General features: G+C 72.6%; 17 protein-coding genes. 10 read left to right on the top strand and 7 right to left on the bottom strand.

What is annotated here, in order from left to right; translation table 11 throughout:
* Positions 1-5: 5 nt before the first annotated feature.
* Positions 6-3,494 carry a transcription-repair coupling factor gene (gene mfd, locus QQX09_RS06975; protein ID WP_301132789.1) on the bottom strand — a complete coding sequence of 1,163 codons (3,489 nt, stop codon included), beginning with the start codon at positions 3,492-3,494 and terminating at the stop codon, positions 6-8.
* A 94-nt stretch (positions 3,495-3,588) separates the two neighbouring features.
* On the opposite strand from mfd, the gene QQX09_RS06970 reads away from it, so the two are divergent.
* The 6 genes from QQX09_RS06970 (at position 3,589) to QQX09_RS06945 (ending at position 9,385) form a co-directional block, all read left to right on the top strand.
* Positions 3,589-5,061: an adenosylhomocysteinase gene (locus tag QQX09_RS06970; RefSeq protein ID WP_301132788.1), complete on the top strand. Its 1,473-nt coding sequence runs from the start codon at positions 3,589-3,591 to the stop codon at positions 5,059-5,061.
* Complete coding sequence (locus QQX09_RS06965) at positions 5,058-6,362, top strand: amidohydrolase family protein (protein ID WP_301132786.1); 1,305 nt, start codon at positions 5,058-5,060, stop codon at positions 6,360-6,362. The genes QQX09_RS06970 and QQX09_RS06965 overlap by 4 nt, the downstream gene beginning before the upstream one ends.
* The gene (locus tag QQX09_RS06960; protein WP_301132783.1) at positions 6,359-6,805 is read left to right on the top strand and encodes a cupin domain-containing protein; all 447 of its coding nucleotides are present in this window, start codon (positions 6,359-6,361) and stop codon (positions 6,803-6,805) included. The genes QQX09_RS06965 and QQX09_RS06960 overlap by 4 nt, the downstream gene beginning before the upstream one ends.
* A 94-nt stretch (positions 6,806-6,899) precedes the next feature.
* Entirely contained in the window at positions 6,900-7,772 is an 873-nt protein-coding gene (locus tag QQX09_RS06955; RefSeq protein ID WP_301132781.1) for an ABC transporter substrate-binding protein, read from the top strand.
* A 21-nt stretch (positions 7,773-7,793) separates the two neighbouring features.
* Entirely contained in the window at positions 7,794-8,654 is an 861-nt protein-coding gene (locus QQX09_RS06950; protein ID WP_301132779.1) for an amino acid ABC transporter permease, read from the top strand.
* A complete protein-coding gene (locus tag QQX09_RS06945; protein WP_301132778.1) occupies positions 8,651-9,385 on the top strand; it encodes an amino acid ABC transporter ATP-binding protein in 735 nt (244 codons plus the stop codon). Before QQX09_RS06950 ends, QQX09_RS06945 begins: the two co-directional genes overlap by 4 nt.
* Positions 9,386-9,396: 11 nt before the next feature.
* Here QQX09_RS06945 and QQX09_RS06940 read toward each other — a convergent pair whose 3' ends face one another.
* From QQX09_RS06940 to QQX09_RS06930, 3 genes are all read right to left on the bottom strand, one after another.
* Complete coding sequence (locus QQX09_RS06940; protein WP_301132776.1) at positions 9,397-10,776, bottom strand: HNH endonuclease; 1,380 nt, start codon at positions 10,774-10,776, stop codon at positions 9,397-9,399.
* A 122-nt stretch (positions 10,777-10,898) separates the two neighbouring features.
* Positions 10,899-13,418 (bottom strand): glycoside hydrolase family 65 protein, encoded by a 2,520-nt coding sequence (locus QQX09_RS06935; RefSeq protein ID WP_301132774.1) that lies wholly within the window; start codon positions 13,416-13,418, stop codon positions 10,899-10,901.
* On the bottom strand, positions 13,415-14,167 hold the full coding sequence (locus QQX09_RS06930) for an HAD family hydrolase (protein WP_301132773.1): 753 nt from the start codon (positions 14,165-14,167) through the stop codon (positions 13,415-13,417). The genes QQX09_RS06935 and QQX09_RS06930 overlap by 4 nt, the downstream gene beginning before the upstream one ends.
* Positions 14,168-14,362: 195 nt before the next feature.
* Here QQX09_RS06930 and QQX09_RS06925 point away from each other — a divergent pair, with 195 nt between their 5' ends.
* Positions 14,363-14,983 (top strand): pentapeptide repeat-containing protein, encoded by a 621-nt coding sequence (locus tag QQX09_RS06925; RefSeq protein WP_301132772.1) that lies wholly within the window; start codon positions 14,363-14,365, stop codon positions 14,981-14,983.
* A gap of 6 nt (positions 14,984-14,989) precedes the next feature.
* Here QQX09_RS06925 and pth read toward each other — a convergent pair whose 3' ends face one another.
* Positions 14,990-15,562: an aminoacyl-tRNA hydrolase gene (gene pth, locus QQX09_RS06920; RefSeq protein ID WP_301132771.1), complete on the bottom strand. Its 573-nt coding sequence runs from the start codon at positions 15,560-15,562 to the stop codon at positions 14,990-14,992.
* 82 nt (positions 15,563-15,644) lie between these two features.
* Positions 15,645-16,250, bottom strand: a complete 606-nt coding sequence (locus QQX09_RS06915; RefSeq protein ID WP_301132770.1) for a 50S ribosomal protein L25/general stress protein Ctc — start codon at positions 16,248-16,250, stop codon at positions 15,645-15,647.
* A gap of 177 nt (positions 16,251-16,427) precedes the next feature.
* On the opposite strand from QQX09_RS06915, the gene QQX09_RS06910 reads away from it, so the two are divergent.
* Entirely contained in the window at positions 16,428-17,222 is a 795-nt protein-coding gene (locus QQX09_RS06910) for a DUF1206 domain-containing protein (RefSeq protein WP_301132769.1), read from the top strand.
* Position 17,223: 1 nt separating this feature from the next.
* A complete protein-coding gene (locus tag QQX09_RS06905; protein WP_301132768.1) occupies positions 17,224-17,934 on the top strand; it encodes a phosphatase PAP2 family protein in 711 nt (236 codons plus the stop codon).
* Here the strand turns inward: QQX09_RS06905 and QQX09_RS06900 are convergent.
* Positions 17,921-18,958 carry a zinc-dependent alcohol dehydrogenase gene (locus QQX09_RS06900; RefSeq protein ID WP_301132767.1) on the bottom strand — a complete coding sequence of 346 codons (1,038 nt, stop codon included), beginning with the start codon at positions 18,956-18,958 and terminating at the stop codon, positions 17,921-17,923. The two genes, QQX09_RS06905 and QQX09_RS06900, sit on opposite strands and share 14 nt — an antisense overlap.
* Before the next feature lie 114 nt (positions 18,959-19,072).
* On the opposite strand from QQX09_RS06900, the gene QQX09_RS06895 reads away from it, so the two are divergent.
* Positions 19,073-20,002, top strand: a complete 930-nt coding sequence (locus QQX09_RS06895) for a LacI family DNA-binding transcriptional regulator (RefSeq protein ID WP_301132766.1) — start codon at positions 19,073-19,075, stop codon at positions 20,000-20,002.

Here is a 20,002-nt window from a genome sequence, read left to right as displayed (position 1 = left end):
GCCGGTCATCCTAGTGCGGGCGCGCGGGTGGCCTGGATGACGGTCCTCGCCCAGTCGAGCACCTCGAGCCCCTCGACGGGCCTGCCGCCGATGCGGGCCGTCATCGGCGCCGGGACGAGGACCTGGCGCACCGCCGGCTTGATGAGCGTGCCGGGGAACAGCCGCGTGACGCGCATCGCGGCGGAGTCGGGCAGCTCGAGCGGGCTGAAGCGGATGTACTTGCCCTGCGCGACCACGTCGTGGATCCCGACGGCGCGCAGCTCGAGCCGTAGTCGCGCCACGGCGAGGAGGTTCGCGACCGGCTCGGGCAGCGTGCCGTAGCGGTCGTCCAGCTCCTCCTCGATCGCGGCCAGCACCTCCTCGGTGTCCGCGTCGGCGATCTTGCGGTAGGCCTCGAGGCGTAGCCGCTCGTGCTCGATGTACGTGGTGGGGATGTGCGCGTCGATGGGCACGTCGACCGTCATCGGGGCGCGCTCCTCGACCTCCTCGCCGCGGAAGCCGGCGACGGCCTCGCCGACCATGCGGATGTAGAGGTCGAAGCCGACGCCCTCGATGTGGCCCGACTGCTCGGCGCCGAGCAGGTTGCCGGCACCGCGGATCTCGAGGTCCTTCATGGCGACCGCCATGCCCGAGCCCAGGTCGGTGTTGGCGGCGATGGTCTGGAGGCGGTCGTGCGCGGTCTCGGTGAGCGTGCGGTCCGGCGGGTAGAGGAAGTACGCGTAGGCGCGCTCGCGGCCGCGGCCGACGCGGCCGCGCAGCTGGTGGAGCTGGGACAGGCCGAACGTGTCCGCACGCTCGACGATGAGGGTGTTCGCGTTGGAGATGTCGAGGCCGGTCTCGACGATCGTGGTGCAGACCAGGACGTCGTACTTCTTGTCGTAGTAGTCGACGATGACCTGCTCGAGCTGCTTCTCGCTCATCTGGCCGTGGGCGACGGCGATGCGCGCCTCGGGCACCAGCTCGCCGAGCTTGAGCGCCGCACGCGCGATGGTCTTGACGGAGTTGTGGATGTAGAAGACCTGGCCGTCGCGCAGCAGCTCGCGGCGGATCGCGGCGGTCACCTGCGCGTCCTCGTGCGGGCCCACGTAGGTGAGGATCGGGTGGCGTTCCTCGGGCGGCGTCGCGAGGGTCGACATCTCGCGGATGCCGGTGACGGCCATCTCGAGCGTGCGCGGGATCGGGGTCGCGGACATCGCGAGCACGTCGACGTCGGTGCGAAGCGCCTTGAGGGTCTCCTTGTGCTCGACGCCGAAGCGCTGCTCCTCGTCGATCACGATGAGGCCCAGGTTCTTGAAGCGGACCTGGCCGGTGATGAGGCGGTGCGTGCCGACGACGAGGTCGATGGTGCCTTCGGACAGGCCCTGGATGATCTCCTTGGCCTCCTTGTCCGTCTGGAAGCGCGACAGCGCCGCGACCTTGACGGGGAACTGCGCGAAGCGCTCGGAGAACGTGTCGACGTGCTGCTTCACCAGCAGCGTCGTGGGGCACAGGATCGCGACCTGGGTGCCGTCCTGGATGGCCTTGAAGGCGGCGCGGACCGCGATCTCGGTCTTGCCGAAGCCGACGTCGCCGCACACGAGGCGGTCCATCGGCACGCCCTTCTCCATGTCGCCCTTGACCTCGTCGATGGTCGACAGCTGGTCGGGCGTCTCGACGAACGCGAAGGATTCCTCGAGCTCGCGCTGCCACGGGGTGTCCGGGCCGAACTCGCGGCCCTTCGTCGCCATGCGCGCGCTGTAGAGGCGGATGAGCTCGGCGGCGATCTCCTTGACCGCCTTGCGCGCCTTGCCCTTGGTCTTGGCCCAGTCCGCGCCGCCCATCTTGTTGACCGAGGGGGTCTCGCCGCCCACGTACTTGGTGATGAGGTCGAGCTGGTCGGTGGGGACCGACAGCCGGTCGCCCGGTCCGCCGCGCTTCGAGGGCGCGTACTCGATGACCAGGTACTCGCGCTCGACGCCGCGCACCACGCGCTTGGTGAGCTCGACGAAGCGGCCGACGCCGTGCGCGGAGTGGACCACGAAGTCGCCGGGGCGCAGCTGCAGCGGGTCGACCGCGGTGCGGCGCCGGCTCGGCACCTTGACCTTGGGGCCGGCGGCGGACACCGAGCGGCCGGTGAGGTCGCTCTCGTGGAGCACCATGAGGCGGGCCTCGGGCACCTGGAAGCCGCCGCCGTCGATGCCGGCGAGGACCGCGACCACCCCGGCGTCCGCATCGTCCCCGTGGGCGGCGACGCGGGCGGGCAGGTCGTGCTCGCCGCACTGCTCGACGATGCGGTGCGCGCTGCCGACGCCGGCCGCCGCGATGACGACGCGCCAGCCGTCGCCGAGGCGCGCGCGAACCGCGTCGAGCGCCGCGGCGAGGCGGCCGCGGTGGTCCTCGACCTCGCCGATGGCGGTCTCCACCGCATCGTGCGCGCCGAACGGACCCACGGAGGTCCAGCCGAGATCGCGGTCGGCCGCGGACTCCTGGACGTCCTCGAGGGAGAGGAAGGCGCCCTGCGCCTCAAGGGGCGAGTCGGCGCCGGCGGCGGCGCTCACCCAGGCGGCGGCGAGGAACTCCTGGACGGTGCGCTGGAGGTCCTCGGCGCGGCGGGCGAGGCGCTCGGGCTCGAGGGCGACGATGCGGGTGCCGGCGGGGAGCACGTCCGTCACCGGTTGCAGGCGGGTGAGGAGGGCGGGGATGAGGGACTCCATGCCCTCGACGGCGTGGCCGTCGGCGATGCGGGCGAGCATGTCCGAGGCGGACGGGATCTGGTCCACGAGGCTGGCGGCGCGGGCGCGCACGTCCTCGGTGAGGAGCAGCTCGCGGCACGGGGGCGCCCACAGCCGGTCGACGGGCTGCAGCGAGCGCTGGTCCGCGACGGAGAACGAGCGCAGCGACTCGACCTCGTCGCCGAAGAACTCGACGCGGACCGGGTGCGGCTCGGTGGGCGGGAAGACGTCGACGATGCCGCCGCGCACCGCGAACTCGCCGCGGCGCTCGACCATGTCGACGCGCGTGTACGCGGCGGCCCCGAGCGCGTCGGTGAGGTCGGTGAGGTCGCGCATGTCGCCCACGCGCAGCAGGACGGGCTCGAGGTCGGCGATGCCGGGCACGAGCGGCTGGAGCAGCGCGCGCAGGGGCGCGACGACGACCCGCAGCTCCGGCAGGCCGCTCTCCTCCGCGGCGCGCTCGGGGTGGACCAGGCGGCGCAGCGTCGCGAGGCGGCGCGCGACGGTGTCGGAGCGGGGGCTGAGGCGCTCGTGCGGGAGGGTCTCCCAGCTGGGGAACACGCCCACGGTGCGCGGGTCGAGGTACGCGGAGAGGGCGGCCTCGAGCTTCTCGGCGTCGCCGCCGGTCGCCGTGATCGCCAGCACCGGGCCGCCGTCCTGCTGCGCGGCGCGGGCCAGCAGCGGGGGCGCCGCCACGGACGGCGCGTGGACGTGCGCGACGTCGCCGAGGCGCGCATCGGCCCACTCGCCGAGGACGGTGGACAGCGGCGGGACGGTGCTCACGAGGGGGCCTCCAGGGCATGACGAACGACCGGGAAATCCGGCGGAACCATCCTAGGCACGGGGTGAGACCTCGCCCGCTTCTAGACTTTCCCCCATGATCGACCCCCGCGCGACCGCGGAGCGCATCCTCCGCCGCTTCGCCCGCGACACCAACCTCCTCATCGCCGGACGGCCGGTGCGCGTGAGCGCCGAGGCCGAGGACACCGACACCGCGATCGCCGTCGCGGGCATGGCCCGCGCGCTCGGCGCGATCCTCGTCGAGGACGATGCGACCGGCCCGGACGTCCTCGACATCGAGGTGCGCGGGGACGATGCGGCGCTCGCCCTCGGCGGGCGGCCCCTGGGCCCGCGCGGCGACGCCGGCGGGCGCCTGGACTTCGCGCGCGCGCACATGCCCGTCTCGACGGCGCTCGCGGAGGAGCTCGCCGCGGCGGGCACCGTGCGCGGCCTCCGCATCGGCGTCTCGATGACGCTCGAGCCGAAGACCGCGAACCTCGCGCTGCTGCTCAAGGACGCCGGAGCGGACGTCGCCGTCTACGCGCACCCCGACGAGACCGACCCCGAGGTCGCGGCGGCGCTGCGCGCGCGCGGCGTGCCCGTCGACGCCGACCCGACGCTCTCCGGAGACGCGGAGCGGGAGGCGGCCCTCGCGTGGCTCGACCGGGGCTTCGACGTGGTGGTCGACGACGGCTCGCACCTGGTGCGCCTGGCCCACGAGGCGGCGCCGCACCTCATCGAGCGGTGGATCGGCGTGACCGAGGAGACCACGTCGGGACTGACGCCGCTGCGGCTCATGGCGGCGCAGGGCGTGCTCCGCACCCCCGTGGTCGCGGTGAACGATGCGGCCACCAAGACCGGATTCGACAACCGCTACGGCACCGGGCAGAGCTGCGTGTTCGCGATCGCCGACCTCATCGAGCACGCCGACGCGACCGTGCGCGATCTGCCGGTGCTGGTGATCGGCTACGGCCCGGTGGGCGTGGGCGTGGCGGCGCACCTGCGCGCGCTGGGCGCGCACGTCGCCGTCGCGGAGGTCGACCCGCTGCGCGCGCTGCTCGCCGCGCACGACGGCTACGAGGTGGGACGCGCCGAGGACCTCGCGCAGGGCGCGCTCGTCGTCTCCTGCACCGGCGTGGAGGGCACCGTCACCCGCGAGCTGCTCGAGCTCGGCACGATCGTCGCCGTCGCCGGCGGCGTGCCCGGCGAGGTGGACCTCGACGAGGCGGCGCTCGCCCCCGTGGTCGTGGCGGAGGCGCCGATCCCCCACCTCGACATCGACACCGAGCACGGCACGTTGGTCCTCGACCGCGGCGGCTGCATCAACGTGACCGCAGCCGAGGGCAACCCGATCGAGATCATGGACCTGTCCTTCGCGACCCAGCTCGCCGCCGTCCGCCACCTCGTCGAGACGCGCCCCGGCGTGGGCGTGCACCCGCTGGCCGACGAGGCCGTGGCCCACGTCGCGGAGGTCGCCGCGACCTCCCGGCGCCTCGCGCTCGACCCCGCCGCCGCATCGTCCCCCGCGGACGCGGACTGGCGCTCGCGCCGCTACCGGGGAGCGCGATGACCGGCGTCACGCTCTACTCCGCCGCGCTCGTGGTGCCGGTGACGGCGCCGCCCATCGTCGATGGTGCGATCGCGGTCCAGGACGGCCGGATCCTGCACGTGGGCGAGCGCCGCTGGGTCGCCGGCTCGCTCGCGGAGCGCGGCCTCGACGCGCACCACGTGCACTGGCCCGGCGTCCTCACGCCGGGCCTCGTCAACGCGCACACGCACCTCCAGTACACGGGCATGGCCGAGGTCGGGAGCGGCAGCTACCAGGGATTCCGCGACTGGGTCGCGGCCTTCAACCCGGTCTACGCGCAGCCCCACGACTGGGCGCTGGACTCCGCCGCGGGCGCCCGCATGATGCTCGAGGCGGGCACGACCGCCGTCGCGGACATCGTCACCGACCTCGAGGCGATGCGCGCCCTCCACGACGCGGGGCTGCACGGCATCACGTACTGGGAGGTCATCGACTGGACCAACGAGGCGTGGGTCGAGCGGGGCCGCGCGCAGGTGGAGGCGGCGCTCGACGCGCTCCCCTCCCCGCCCGGCACGGGGCTGTCCCCGCATGCGCCGTACTCGCTCGAGATCGCGCCGCTGCTGGAGATCCCCGACATCGTCCGCGAGCGCGGCAGCCGCATCCACATCCACCTGGGCGAGTCCGCGATCGAGCGCGAGTTCGCGCACGCCTCGACCGAGCCGTGGCAGCTGCGTGGCCTGGCCTCGCTGCACGACCTGCGCCAGGCCGGCTACGGCACCTCCGCGACGGACTACGTCGACCACCTGGGCGTGCTCGGCCCGGACTGCCACATCGCGCACGGCGTGTACATGACCGAGAAGGACCGCGCGATCCTGCGCGCCCGCGGCACCTCGGTCGCGCTGTGCCCGCGCTCGAACGCGGTGATCGGGCTCGACGAGCCGCCCGTCGCGGCCTACCTCGACGAGGGCAGCCCGATCGCGGTGGGCACGGACTCGCTGTCGAGCGCGCCGAGCCTCGACCTCATGGACGACGTCGCCGAGCTCCACCGCATCGCCCGCGCCCAGGGCTACGCGAAGGACGACCTCGCGGAGCGGCTGCTGTCCGCCGCCACCCTGGGCGGGGCGCACGCGATGGGCCTCGACGTGGGGCCCGACCGCACCGGCTACCTGGCGGTCGGCGCGCGCGCCGACCTCGCGTTCTTCGACCTCCCCGTCACGGACGTCGCCGAGACCCTCGCCACGCTCGTCACCGCGGGCGCCGGACGCGCCGCCGCGACGGTCGTGTCGGGCCAGGTCCGCGTCGCACGCCCCTCGTTCACCGAGCACACCGGAGTCACCTCATGACCGACGCCCCCGCGACCCCCGCGACCCCCGCGACCGCCCGCCTGCTGGACCTCGCGCCGCACCCCGAGGGCGGCTGGTTCCGACGCACGTACACGTCGCAGCTGCCGGTCGAGACGCCGGGCGGCCCGCGCCCCGCGGCCACGTGCATCCACTACCTCCTCACCCCCGGCGAGGAGAGCGCGTGGCACGTGGTCACGTCGGACGAGCTGTGGCTGTGGCACGGCCCCGGGACGCTCGAGCTGCGGCTCGGCGGCGAGGGCGAGGCGCCGGACGATGCGCCGGTCACCGTGACGCTGGGCCCCGACCTGGCCGCGGGCCACGTGGCGCAGTGCCTGGTGCCCGCCGGGACGTGGCAGGCGGGGCGGCTCGGGGGCGATGCCGAGGTGCTCGTCAGCTGCATGGTGTCGCCGGGCTTCGACTTCGCCGACTGGCGTCTCGCCTGATGAGACGGCCTGTCTCAGGGCCGCCGCTACACTGTGGCCTCACGGCCATCGTCGGCCGTTCTCCCACCCCCCTTTCTTCTTCCAAGGAGCACCCATGACCAGCACACGTGTGCGCGCCGGCCTGATCGCGACGACCGCCCTCTCCGCGCTGATGATGGCGGGCTGCTCCTCCTCGTCCGAGCCCGAGGCCAGCGAGTCCGCGTCGAGCGCCCCCGAGGCGAGCGAGACCGCGGTCGCGCTCGAGACCCTCACCGAGGGCAAGCTCACCATCGCGACCGGCGAGCCCGCCTACGAGCCGTGGGTCGTGGGCGACGACCCGGAGTCGGGCGAGGGCTTCGAGGCCGCCGTCGCGTACGCGGTCGCCGAGCAGATGGGCTTCGCGGCCGAGGACGTCGTGTGGGTCCGCTCGAGCTTCGACTCGGCCATCGCGCCCGGCGCGAAGGACTGGGACATGAACATCCAGCAGTTCTCCATCACCGAGGAGCGCAAGAACGCGGTCGACTTCTCCTCGCCGTACTACACGACCACCCAGGCGGTCGTGACGGTCGAGGGCTCCGCCGCCGCGGACGCCGCCTCGGTCGCGGACCTCGCGGACCTCCAGGTGGGCGTGCCCTCCGGCACCACCTCGTACACGGTGGCGGCCGAGGTCCTGGGCGACCAGAACCTCGCGGTCTTCAACTCCTCGGAGGACACCGTGGCCGCGCTGACGTCGGGCCAGATCGACGCGTTCGTGATCGACCTCCCGTCGGCCTTCTACCTGGCCGCCGCGGTGCTCGACGGCGGCGTCATCCTCGGCCAGTTCGAGGACGCGACCGGTGGCGACGAGTTCGGCTTCGTGCTCCCCAAGGGCTCGACGCTCACCGAGGCCGTGACGGAGGCGGTCGACGCGCTCCGCGAGGACGGCACGCTCGCCGCGATCGAGACCGAGTGGCTGTCGGACGCCGTCGACGTCCCGGTCCTCAAGTAGCCCTGAGATAGACGGACGATGATGGACCGAGCGGCGGAGACCTGGGCTCCCAGCGAGCTCGAGCTGGAGCGCCGCCTCAGCCGCAAGCGCGCCTCCCGCCGCTCGGTCCTCGTCGCGCTCGCCTCGACGGTCGTCTTCGCGGGTGTCGCGGGCTGGCTGGTCCTCAGCTCTCCCGGCTGGGCGGACGTCCAGCAGTCGTTCTTCAACCCCGAGATCGCACGGGACTCGTTCCCGAAGATCCTCGAGGGCCTGTGGCTCAACATCCGCGTGCTGTTCTTCGCGACGATCGCGGTCGCCGTGGTCGCCACGCTGCTCGCGGTGATGCGGTCCCTGCGCGGGCCCGTGTGGTTCCCGCTGCGCGCCCTCGCCACCGGCTACACGGACCTGTTCCGCGGCCTGCCCGTGCTCATCGTGCTGTACCTCGTGGGCTTCGGCATCCCGGCCCTCAACCCCGAGAGCCGCATCTCCGTCGCGGTGCTCGGCACCATCGCGATCACGCTCTGCTACTCCGCCTACGTGGCCGAGGTGCTGCGCGCCGGCATGGAGGCGGTCCACCCGTCGCAGCGCATCGCCGCCCGGTCGCTCGGCCTGTCGCACGCCAAGACGCTGCGCCTCGTGGTGATCCCGCAGGCGCTGCGCAAGGTGGTGCCGGCCCTCATGAACGACTTCGTGTCGATGCAGAAGGACGTGGGCCTCATCTCCGTGCTCGGCGCCGTCGACGCGGTGCGCGCCGCGCAGATCGCGACGGCGAGCACCTACAACTTCACCCCGTACGTGGTGGCGGGCCTCCTCTTCGTGCTCATGAGCTTCCCGATGATCCGCCTCACCGACCACGTCTCGGCCCGCATGGCCAAGCGCGAGCAGATCGGAGGCACGGTGTGAGCGTCCTCGAGCTGCACGGCGTCCACAAGCTCTTCGGCGACAACCACGTCCTCAAGGGGGTCGACCTCGAGGTCGACGAGCACGAGGTCGTCGTCGTCATCGGCGCCTCGGGGTCCGGCAAGTCCACGCTCATGAGGACCATCAACCTCATCGAGCGCGTCGACGACGGCCGGATCCTGCTGAGCGGCGACGACATCACCGACCCGGCGGTCGACGTCGACAAGGTGCGTGCCCGCATCGGCGTGGTCTTCCAGCACTTCAACCTGTTCCCCCACATGCGCGTGATCGACAACGTCACGCTCGCGGCCCGCAAGGTGCACGGCACCCCCGCCGATGTGGCACGGGACCGGGCCGTGGGGCTGCTCGAGAAGTTCGGCCTCGGCGAGAAGGTCGAGGACTACCCGGACCGCCTCTCCGGCGGGCAGCAGCAGCGCGTCGCGATCGTGCGCGCGATCCTCACGGACCCGGAGCTGCTCCTCCTCGACGAGATCACGTCGGCCCTCGACCCGATGCTCGTGGGCGAGGTGCTCGACCTGGTGCGGGACCTCAAGGCGCAGGGCTCGACCATGCTCATGGCGACGCACGAGATGTCCTTCGCGCGCTCGGTCGCCGACCGCATCGTGTTCATGCACGGCGGCCGTCCGCTCGAGGTGGGCACGCCGGAGCAGATCTTCGAGGACCCTCAGCAGCCGGAGACGCGCGAGTTCCTCGCCCGCATCACGCACCGCTGACGCGCGGCGCGTCAGGGTGGTCCGGCGCGGCTCGCCTCGACCAGTTCCGCCGGGTCGAGCCTGATGCGTACCTGATAGCCGGGTCGGGGTCGCTGGTCGGGGTCGATCGAGGCCGGTGGGATGAACTCGGGGCTGCCCTGGCGGAACCGGATGGCCCACCGGTCGCGATGGATCCAGTGGTGGCAGGTCACGCACAGCATGATGCCGTTGTCGAGGTCGGTCCTGCCGCCGTCGACCCAGTAGCGGATGTGGTGGACGTCGCAGAAGCTCGGCGGCGCTCCGCACCACGCGCAGCCCCGGTCGCGTTGCGCGATCGCCCGCCGTTGGGCGGGCGTGAACAGGCGCTGCGCGTGCCCGTGGTCGAGGACCTCGCCGCACGTGCCCAGCACGGTGGGGATGAGCTCCGCATCCGCCGCATACCAGCCCAACAGAGCCCCCGGCAGTGGACGCCGGATCCCGTCGAGCTCGCCGTAGCCGTCGCCGGTCCGAAGGTCCGCCAGCGAGATGCGGATGTTGACGGCGGTCTTGACGGCGTCGTGGGGCTTGCGGCATCCGTTCGCGTGCCGCCCGAGCCAGCCCAGGGCGTCCGCACGCATCTGGCCCACAGTCGGCTGATCCTCGCCGCCGTCCTCGCGTGCCTCACGGAACTGCTTCTTCATGTACCCGTCCAGCGCCGCGAGCAGCGGGGCGGCGGTCAGCGGGTCCAGCATCGCGACCAGGCGGACCATGCCGTTGGCCTCCTCACGCAACGTCGCCAGCCGTGCCCGGTACAGCTCCTCGTACTGCTCCTCGCCCGTCGACGGCGGCGTCAGCCCCGCCTCGAGCTGCGCGACCAGCGACCGCACCGTCCTCAGCGGTGAGATCACCGCCTTGCCGACCGCCATCTTCTCCACCCGCGCCAACGGCAGCCGCCCCACCGGGGTGGCCCGCACCGCATCGTCCACCGGCAGCCCATCCATGTCACGCGCGTCCGGATGCGTCATCAGCACCTCACGCAGCAGCACGAACTTGTCCGCGCTCAGCCGACCCTCCCTGGCCTCGTACGCGAGATGAGGCAGCACCGACGCACCGCCCGGCGCATCGTCCGGCGTCCCGTACAGCGCCGTGCCCAGGATCCGCAGCCGCTCGGCCTCGGCCACCGTGCCGCCGGTCTCCGACGCGATCAGCTGATCGATCCCCCGGAACCCCTGCCGGCTCGCGATCCCCGCACGCCCCGGCCCGGACCGCACCGCGAGCCTCGCGGCCATCTGCGCGACCACCAGATCCGTCTCACGCCGCCGACCCACCGCCTCCCGCATCAACGCCACCGCATCCCAGTCAGGCAGCCCGCCCGACGCCTCGACACGCACACGCAGCCCGTCGAGGGGATCGGCGACGGTCGACTCGGCCATGTGACAAGTCCACCACCGCCCTCAGACAACGAACCCGACAATCCGGACAGTTGTCCACAGGGGTGGCGGCGCGGGGTGAGCGGGAACGGCGCGCCGCGGGCACCAGGCCGCGGGACGACCCGTCAGTCGATCTCCCCGTCCGCGTCGACCACCGCGGGCAGCGAAGCCGTGACGACCGAGCCGTCCGAGCGCATCGTCCCGTGGAAGGCCGATGCGTCGGGAGCGCCCGGCAGCCGCGGCCCCTGGCCGTCGAGCGGCACGGTGACGTCCTCGCCGCGCAGCACGCTGACGCGCTCGCCGCGCACCATCACGGTGAGACCCTGCCCCTCCTCGACGGTGAAGGCGACCTCGTCCTCGCGCAGCGTCACCAGCAGGCGTGTGCCACGCTGCGTGACCCGGAAGCGCATCTCGGGCCACGAGGGGGGCAGGCGCGGGTCGAAGGACAGCACGCCGCCGTAGTCGCGCATGCCGCCGAAGCCGTGCACGAGGGCCGACCACACGCCGCCCGCGGAGGCGACGTGCACGCCGTCCGCGGTGTTGGCGTGGAGGTTCGCGATGTCGACGCACAGCCCGTCCCAGAAGTACCGCAGCGCGAGCTCGTGGTACCCGACCTCCGCCGCCATGATCGACTGCACCACGCCCGAGAGCGTCGAGTCGCCGGTGGTGATGGGATCGTAGTAGTCGAAGTCGGCCTTCTTCTCCTCCGAGGAGAACTGGTCGCCCTGGAGGAACAGCGCGAGCACCACGTCCGCCTGCTTGAGCACCTGGAAGCGGTAGATCACCAGCGGGTGGAAGTGCAGCAGCAGCGGCCGCTGCTCGGGCGGCGTGTTCTCGAGGTCCCACAGCTCGCGCTCGTGGAACAGCGCGTCCTGCGGGTGGATGCCGAGGTCCTCGTCCCACAGGATCGCCATCGCCTCGGCGGCGGACTCCCACTCGATGACCTCGGCGTCCTCGAGGCCCAGCCGTGCGACCATCTTGCGGTACTGGTCGGGCCACATCGACGCGAGCTTGCGCACCGCGGCCGCCGCGGCGCGCAGGTTGAAGCGCGCCATGACGTTCGTGTAGAGGTTGTCGTTCACGACGGTGGTGTACTCGTCCGGCCCGGTGACGCCGTGGATGCGGAAGCTGGACCCGTCGCCCTTGATGTTGCGCCAGAACCCCAGGTCCGCCCACATGCGCGCCGTCTGCACCAGGATGTCGATGCCCTCGCGTGCGAGGAACTCGTCGTCGCCCGTGGCCTTGACGTACTTGTCGATCGCGAAGGAGATGTCCGCATCGATGTGGTACTGCGCGGTGCCGGCCGCGTAGTACGCGGACGCCTCCTCGCCGTTGATGGTGCGCCACGGGAACAGCGCGCCGTGCTGGGCCAGCTCCCCTGCGCGCTCGATCGCCTTGGGCAGCATCCGGAAGCGGTACCTCAGCGCGTTCCGCGCGATCCCCGGCGACGTGTAGACGAAGAAGGGCACCACGTAGATCTCGGTGTCCCAGAAGTAGTGGCCGCTGTAGCCGGAGCCCGTCACGCCCTTGGCGGCCACGCCCTGACCGTCGCCCCGCGCGGCGGCCTGCGCGAGCTGGAAGAGGTTCCAGCGGATCGCCTGCTGCACGCGGTCGTCGCCGTCGACCTCGACGTCCGAGCGCTTCCAGAAGTCGCCCAGCCACTCCTCCTGGTCCGCGAACTGCTTCTCGACGGTCTCGCTGCGCACGCGCGAGAGCGTGCGGTGGCAGCGGTCGCCGAGCTCGCGCGCGGGCACCATGCGGGACGTGTGATAGGTCACGACCTTGGTGAGGCTGAACGTGCGCCCGGGCTGCGCGTGGAAGCGGAACACCTGCTTCGCGTAGTCCGGCTGGATCTCGGTCTCGGTCTGCACGTCGCCGTCGAAGTCGTACTGGTGCTCCATCGCGACGGCGAGCGTCATCCCGGAGTTGACGCACTGGTAGCCGAGCATGAGGTGGGAGTCGTGCGCGCGGTGGAGGCGGGGCTCGAGCACGCGCTCGTTGAAGTTCTCCGACTTGCGGGGGTCGAAGCCCACGCCGCCGCCGGGTGAGGACCGGTACTCGTCGGCACCCGCCTGGCGGTTGAGCAGCTGCGAGGACACCGCGATGGGGGCCTCCTTGTCGAGCAGCGTCACCTCGAACTGCATGATCGCGAGGTGGCGCTGCTGGAACGACACCATGCGCCGCGAGCGCACGCGGACGCGGTTGCCCGCGGGCGTGCGCCACAGCAGGTCGCGCGTGAGCACGCCGGTGCGCATGTCGAGCGTGCGCGAGTACTCGGGCAGGTCCGCGACGGACAGCAGCAGCGGCTCGTCGTCGACGTAGAGCCGGATGATCTTAGGGTCCGGCACGTTGACGATGGTCTGGCCGGTGCGCGCGAAACCGTACGCCTCCTCGGCGTGCCGGATCCGCCACGTCTCGTGGAAGCCGTTGATGAAGGCGCCGTGCGCGTACGCATCGTGCCCCTCCTCGATGTTGCCGCGCAGGCCCAGGTACCCGTTGCCGAGCGAGAACAGCGTCTCGGTGGTGCCCATGTCCTCGGAGCCGAACTCGGTCTCGACGAGCCGCCATGGGTCGGCCGGGAACCTCAACCGGTCCACGTAGTCCGGCGCGGTCGTGTCGCCGAGCGCGCGCTGCGCCGCCTTCATGCCTGCACCAGCTCCTTCAGGTCCTCGACCACGATGTCCGCGCCGCCCTCGCGCAGCTCGTCCGCCCCCGCGCCGCGGTCCACGCCGACGACCAGCCCGAACGCGCCCGCGCGTCCCGCCTCGACGCCGGACATGGCGTCCTCGACCACGACCGCGCTCTCCTTCGGGATCCCCAGCAGCTCCGCGGCATAGAGATAGGTGTCGGGGGCGGGCTTGCCCGCGATGCCGTGGTCGGCGGCGACCTGGCCGCTCACCACGATCTCGAACCGGTGCGCGAGCCCCGCGGCCTCGAGGACCGCCGGCGCGTTCCTCGACGAGGACACGACCGCCATCGCGCACCCGATGCTCTCGAGGTGGTCGATGAGCGCGACCGACCCCGCGTAGGGCGTCACGCCCTCCTCGCGCAGGATCGCGGCGAAGGCCTCGTTCTTGGTGTTGCCCACGCCGCACACGGTCTCGGTGCCCGGCGCATCGTCCGGCGCGCCCTCCGGGAGGGTGACGCCGCGCGATGCGAGGCAGGAGCGCACGCCGTCGTAGCGCGGCTTGCCGTCGACGTACTGGAAGTAGTCGGCGTCCGTGTACGCCGGGGTGATGCCGTGCGACTCGAAGTAGTCCGTGAACATCCGCCGCCACGCGTCCATGTGCACGTCCGCGGTGGGCGTGAGCACGCCGTCCAGGTCGAACAGTGCGGCTGCGAAGCTCGCGTCGGGCACCTGGGGCAGGTGCCAGGGGGCGGTCTCGATCGTCACGGGGTCTCCCTCCAGCTCGGGGTTCGGTCGGATGCCGTGCACCCGGTCGAACGCGTCCGCCCCGCTGGATGTTTCCTCAGGGGGGCGACGGCCGCGTCCCCTCGATAGTAGCCACCGGCCGGGCGCGGGTGTCGAGGAAGTTCCGGCGCGACCGGGGACGATGCGTGCGCCGGGACATTCCGTAGAGTGGACAGCGTGGATACACAGGCGTTGGAGCCGATGCGGGCCGAGGATCTCGTCCGGGGTGCGGTGCTCGAGCAGCGGCACCTCGACGGCGGCGTGCTGGAGGACCTCGAGGCGCCCGACGTCGAGCTCATGGAGTGCATGTTCAGCGACTGTCAGGGTGGCGAGTGCCGGCTGCCGAACCTGCGCGTGACGGGCAGCACGATGCTCGGCTCGTCGTTCGCGACGCTCGCGCTGCCGGGAGCGACGGTGTTCTCGGGCCGGCTCGAGGGGGTGCGCATCGGCGCGCTGCTGCTCGACGGGTCCGACGTGTCGGTGCACAAGATCGTGGCCTCGCGGATCGACGTGCTGTCGCTGCGCGACGCCAAGGTGCGTCGGCTCGAGATCATCGACTCGCAGATCGGCCTGCTCGACCTGTCCGGGTCGCGGCTGCGCGAGGTGTCGGTGGTGGGCGGCTCGATCGAGGAGCTGGTGCCGTCGCGCGCGGACGTCGACGGCTTCGACGTGTCGCGGACCTCGCTGGGCCGCGTGGTCGAGGCCGCCGGGCTGCGCGGCGTGACCCTCTCGGTGCAGCAGGCGCTCGAGCTGGGGCCCGATCTCGCCCGCCACCTCGGCGCGCACCTCGTGGACTGAGCGGGCTCAGCCCTTCGTGTGGAACCTCATCTGGGCCGCCTCGACGCCGTGCTCGAGGACCGCCTCGACGGCGTCCGCCGCATCGTCCACGAGGAACGGCAGCTCCTTGCGCTCGGCCGCGGAGAACGGCTTGAGCACGAACGTGGCCGCCTCCATGCGGCCAGGCGGGCGGCCGACGCCCACACGCACGCGCACGTAGTCGGGCGTGCCGAGCGCCTTGGTGACGTCCTTGAGGCCGTTGTGGCCGGCGGAGCCGCCGCCGCGCTTGATCTTCACGGTGCCGAAGGGGATGTCGAGCTCGTCGTGGACCACGATCACCTCGGTGGGCGGCACGGAGTGGTACTTCGCGAGCGACGAGGTGGGGCCGCCGGACACGTTCATGTACGACATCGGGCAGCCGATGACGACGGGCCCGCCCGCGAGCCGCACGGTCGCGTTGCGGGTGTGGGTCTTCTTGGAGACGGAGAGGGACGATGCGCCGCGGCGCGCGAGCTCGTCGATCACCATCTGACCGACGTTGTGGCGCGTCTCCGCGTACTCGGGGCCCGGGTTCCCCAGGCCGATGACCAGGCTCGACACTCGCTCCTCCTCCGACTACTCGTGAGACGACGACGCCCGGCCCGCCCACAGTCGGGCGAGCCGGGCGAGCATCGGTGTGAGACTACTCCGCGGCGGTCTCGGCGGCCTCGGCGGCGGGGGCCTCCTCGGCCTCCTCCTCGGCGCCGGCGCCACGCGGGACGGAGATGGTGACGACGGTGATGTCACCGTCGGTCACGAGCGTCGCGCCCTTGGGGAGCTCGACGTCCTTGGCGTGCACGACCGCGCCCTCCTCGAGGCCCTCGATCGAGACCTCGACCGACTCGGGGAGGTGCGTGGCCTCGGCCTCGAGCTGCAGCGACGCGTGCTCGACGACGTGGATGGTGCCCGCGAAGGATTCGCCGGTGACGTGCACGGGCACGTCCACGGTGATCTTCTCGCCCTTCTTCACGAGGAGGAGGTCGACGTGCTCGATGATGCGGCGGACGGGCTCGACCTGCACGTCCTTGGCGATCGCGAGCTCCGACGAGCCGTCGAGCTCGATGGTGAGGAGGGCGTTCGAGTGCTTGAGCGCCATCATGGTCTCGTGGCCCGGGAGGAGCACGTGGACCGGGTCGGTGCCGTGGCCGTAGAGGACCGCGGGGATCTGGTGGGCGGCGCGGGCGCGACGGGCGGCACCCTTGCCGAACTCGGTGCGCGTGGTGGCGGCGAGCGTGAGCTGGTCGGACATTCGATTCTCCTCTGACGTCAGATGGGGCCACGGCAAGGCAGGGCATCTCGCATCTGCCGCGTCGATCACGGAGAGCCCGAGAGCCTCCCTCGCCGAGGAACCGGACAACTATACCTGGCCGGGGGGACGATGCGCCAGCCGAGGAATGCGGCCGCACCGAGGGCGGTTGTGCCTGGCATGACGTCGACATCGAGCAGTCCCCGCTCCGGCACGACAGGCGACATCTGGGAGAAGGCGGCCCGCGCGGGCTACGCGGTCTCCGGAGTCCTCCACGTGATCCTCGGCTTCCTCATCGTGAGGATCGGCCTGGGCGCGAACGCGGAGGCGGACCAGGGTCACGCGCTCGCCAGCCTGGGCCACCAACCCCTCGGCACCGTGGTCCTGTGGGCGGCCGCCGCCGCGTTCCTCGCGCTCGGGCTGTGGCAGGCCGCCGATGCGCTGCGGTCGGACGAGGAGGCGATGGACAGGGCGAAGGCGGCAGGCAAGACGGTGCTGTACGCGGCCCTCGCCTTCACCTCCGCGTCGATCGCCATGGGCTCCGCGGCGGGCAACGGCGACCAGAAGGCGCAGGGCTTCGCCGGCACGCTCATGCAGGCCCCCGCCGGCCGGCTGCTCGTCGGCGCGGTGGGGCTCGGCATCATCGCCGGCGCCGGCTACCACGTGGTCAAGGGAGCGCGTCAGAGATTCCTCGACGACCTGCGGGCGCTGCCCGGCCACGACCACCTCGGCACCGGTGTGAAGGGCCTGGGCACGGTCGGCTACGTCGCCAAGGGCGTCGCGCTCCTCATCGTCGGCGTCCTGTTCGTCTCGGCGGCGATGACCGCGGACCCCGACAAGGCCAAGGGCGTCGATGGCGCGGTCGAGTGGCTGCTCGGCGCGCCCGGCGGCCCGGTGGTCGTGGTGCTCGTGGGGCTCGGCTTCGCCGCGTACGGCCTGTACTCGTTCGCCCGCGCCCGCTACGCGAGGATGTGACGTGGGCCGCGGACCGGGCGCGACGGCGCCCTCACCTCGAGACGTCCCGGGCGGCCTCGCGCGCCGCGTGCTCCTGCCCACCGCGCTGCTGTGGGCCGCCGTCGTCGGCGTCGGATTCCTTCTCGCCGAGGTCCCCGAGAACGGCGTCAACGAGCGCCTCGTCGAGCTGCGCATCCCCGCGCTCGACACGGTCACCGCGTTCGTCTCGGGCTCCGCGTCGACGATGGTCGTGATCGCCACCGCTCTCGTGGTGGCGGCCCTCGTGTGGTGGACGTCGCGGCAGTGGTGGCTCGCGACGGTGCCCCTCGTCGCCCTGGCGCTCGAGGCGGCGGTCTTCCTCACGAGCTCGGCGGTCGTGGGCCGCGACCGTCCCGACGTCGACCAGCTGGACCACGCTCCCCCGACCTCGAGCTTCCCCAGCGGCCACACCGGTGCCTCGACCGCGGTCTACGTCTCGTTCGCGCTGCTCGCCACGCGCATCCGGCACGGGGCCCTGCGTGTCACGGTGATCGTCGTGTGCGCGCTCATGCCGGTCGCGGTGGCGCTCAGCCGCGTCTACCGCGGCATGCATCACCCCACCGACGTCGTCGCGGGCCTCGCGGTGGGCGCGACCTGCGCGCTGATCGCCTGGACCTGGATGCCGGACGGGGCCCGCGCATCGTCCGATGCACAGGCCCCGCGCGGTGTGGAGACCGACCTCACCCGAAGGTGACGACCACCTTCTCGGCGGCGCCGGGCGTCGCCGCCAGCTCGAGCGCCTCGAGCGCCTGGTCGGCGGGCAGCGTGTGGCTCACGATCGGGGCGAAGCGCTCCCAGTGGTTCACGATGTCCTCGGTGACCTCGAAGATCTCGGTCGGGTAGCCCATCGACAGCGCGATCGTGAGCTCGGTGGTGAGCAGTCCGCCGAGGTCGAGCTCGACGGGATTCTTGTGCACCGCGACGATCGACAGGCGGGCGCCCGCCTTGGCCGAGGCCGCGACGGTCGCGATCACCGGCGCCGCACCCGCGGCGTCGATGTAGACGTCCGTGTCGGGGCGGGTGCCGCGCACGAAGCTGCGCGGCGCCTCGCCGTGGAGCTCGATCAGCCGCGCGGTGACGTCCTCGGTGGACGAGTCGATGACCGCGTCGACGCCGATCCTCAGCGCGGTCTCGAGACGGTGCGCCTGGATGTCGACCACGACGACGTGGGCGACGCCCCGCAGCTTGAGGCTGAGCGCGGCACCGAGACCGATGGGGCCGGCGCCGAACACGACGGCCTTCTCCCCCGCCTTCGCGCCCGAGCGGTTGACCGCGTGACGCGCGACGGCCATCGGCTCGTTGAGGGCCGCCACCTCCCACGGGATGTGGTCGGGGATCACCTTGAGCTGCACGCCCTCGCGGGCGCCGGCGACGAGCAGGTAGCCCGACAGCGCGCCTTGGGCGCCGCCCGAGCCGATGATGCCGTCGGCCGAGGCCATCGGGTTGACCACGACGTGGTCGCCCACGGCCAGGCCCTCGACGTCGGCGCCGGCTGCGACGACGACACCCGCGGGCTCGTGGCCGAGCGGCGTCGCTCCCTGGCGCGGCGGGATGCCGCCGTACTGCGTGTACATCGCATCCGAGCCGCAGATGCCGCAGGCCTTGACCTGGACGAGCACGTCCCCGGGACCCGGCTGCGGCACGTCGACCTCGACGAGGCCGAGCTGGCCCGGAGCGGTGACGTGGACGGCGTTCATGGTGCTGGCGATGGTCTCCATCGACCCTCCCTCCGTGCGGCGCCGCGCATCCGGGGGTACGGGCGTGCCACGTCGCACTAATTCGATTTAGTTGCACTGGCTAGCATAGGACCAAGGTCCGGGGAGGGGCACGCGATGGAGACAGCACGCGCGACGATGCGGGACGTCGCCGCCGCCGCGGGGGTCTCGCCCTCGCTCGTGAGCTTCGTGCTCAACGACGCTCCCGGGCAGACCATCCCGGAGGCGACCCGCGCGCGGGTGCGGGAGGCGGCGGAGCGTCTCGGCTACGCGCCCCACGGCGTCGCCCGCGCGCTGCGCGAGGGCGCGGCGCGCATCGTCCTGCTCGACACCGCCGGCCTCCCCCACGGTCCGTCGCTCGAGGCGTTCACCCAGGGCCTCGGGCTGGAGCTCGCCGCCCACGACCACAGCCTGCTCGTGCACTCGGCGGGCCGCGACGACCTCGAGCGGGCCGTGCGCGCGATCGTGCCGCGCGCGGTCGTCGACCTCGCGGGCCTCTACGCGTCGGGCGCGGGCGAGCACGAGGACGGCGGTTGGGCCGATGGCCTGCAGGCCCACGCGGCCGTGCAGATGCGGCACCTCCTGGACGCCGGCCATCGCGGCGTGGCGATCGCGCTGCCCGCCGAGCCCGGCGAGGAGGCCGCACCCCTCGTGCAGCGTCGCGCCGACCAGCTCGCCGCGGTCGCCCGCGACGCGCGGGTCGGCACCGTCGTGCTGCCGGTGGCGGCCGAGGCCGCCGCGGCTGCGGCGGCGCTCGTCGCGTTGCGGGGATCCCACCCCGGCATCACGGCGGTGGCCGCGTTCGACGACGCGACGGCCCTGGCGGTGCTCGCGGCGATGCGCCGATGCGGCCTCGAGGCGCCGCGCGACCTCGCGGTCATGGGCTTCGACGCCACCGAGGCCGCGGGGCTCTGGGACCCGGGCCTCACCACCGTCGAGATCGACGCCGCCGCCTACGGGCGCCGGGCCGGACGGCTCGCCCTCGGGCTCGCGCCCGACCCCGCCGACGTGCCGCGCGTCCGCGTGGTGGTGCGCGGCTCCGCCTGA

It is taken from the genome of Demequina litoralis (assembly GCF_030418455.1).
GTDB classification, from domain to species: Bacteria; Actinomycetota; Actinomycetes; order Actinomycetales; family Demequinaceae; genus Demequina; species Demequina litoralis.
This window is presented reverse-complemented; position numbering and strand designations above follow the sequence as displayed.

What these genes read in the sequence shown, in the direction of transcription:
- QQX09_RS06955 (WP_301132781.1), top strand. Translation starts at nt 6,900, where the DNA reads ATGACCAGCACACGTGTGCGCGCCGGCCTGATCGCGACGACCGCCCTC.
- QQX09_RS06900 (WP_301132767.1), bottom strand. Translation starts at nt 18,958, where the DNA reads ATGGAGACCATCGCCAGCACCATGAACGCCGTCCACGTCACCGCTCCG.
- QQX09_RS06940 (WP_301132776.1), bottom strand. Translation starts at nt 10,776, where the DNA reads ATGGCCGAGTCGACCGTCGCCGATCCCCTCGACGGGCTGCGTGTGCGT.
- QQX09_RS06915 (WP_301132770.1), bottom strand. Translation starts at nt 16,250, where the DNA reads ATGTCCGACCAGCTCACGCTCGCCGCCACCACGCGCACCGAGTTCGGC.
- QQX09_RS06950 (WP_301132779.1), top strand. Translation starts at nt 7,794, where the DNA reads ATGGACCGAGCGGCGGAGACCTGGGCTCCCAGCGAGCTCGAGCTGGAG.
- QQX09_RS06965 (WP_301132786.1), top strand. Translation starts at nt 5,058, where the DNA reads ATGACCGGCGTCACGCTCTACTCCGCCGCGCTCGTGGTGCCGGTGACG.
- QQX09_RS06910 (WP_301132769.1), top strand. Translation starts at nt 16,428, where the DNA reads ATGACGTCGACATCGAGCAGTCCCCGCTCCGGCACGACAGGCGACATC.
- QQX09_RS06960 (WP_301132783.1), top strand. Translation starts at nt 6,359, where the DNA reads ATGACCGACGCCCCCGCGACCCCCGCGACCCCCGCGACCGCCCGCCTG.
- QQX09_RS06935 (WP_301132774.1), bottom strand. Translation starts at nt 13,418, where the DNA reads ATGAAGGCGGCGCAGCGCGCGCTCGGCGACACGACCGCGCCGGACTAC.
- QQX09_RS06970 (WP_301132788.1), top strand. Translation starts at nt 3,589, where the DNA reads ATGATCGACCCCCGCGCGACCGCGGAGCGCATCCTCCGCCGCTTCGCC.
- QQX09_RS06895 (WP_301132766.1), top strand. Translation starts at nt 19,073, where the DNA reads ATGGAGACAGCACGCGCGACGATGCGGGACGTCGCCGCCGCCGCGGGG.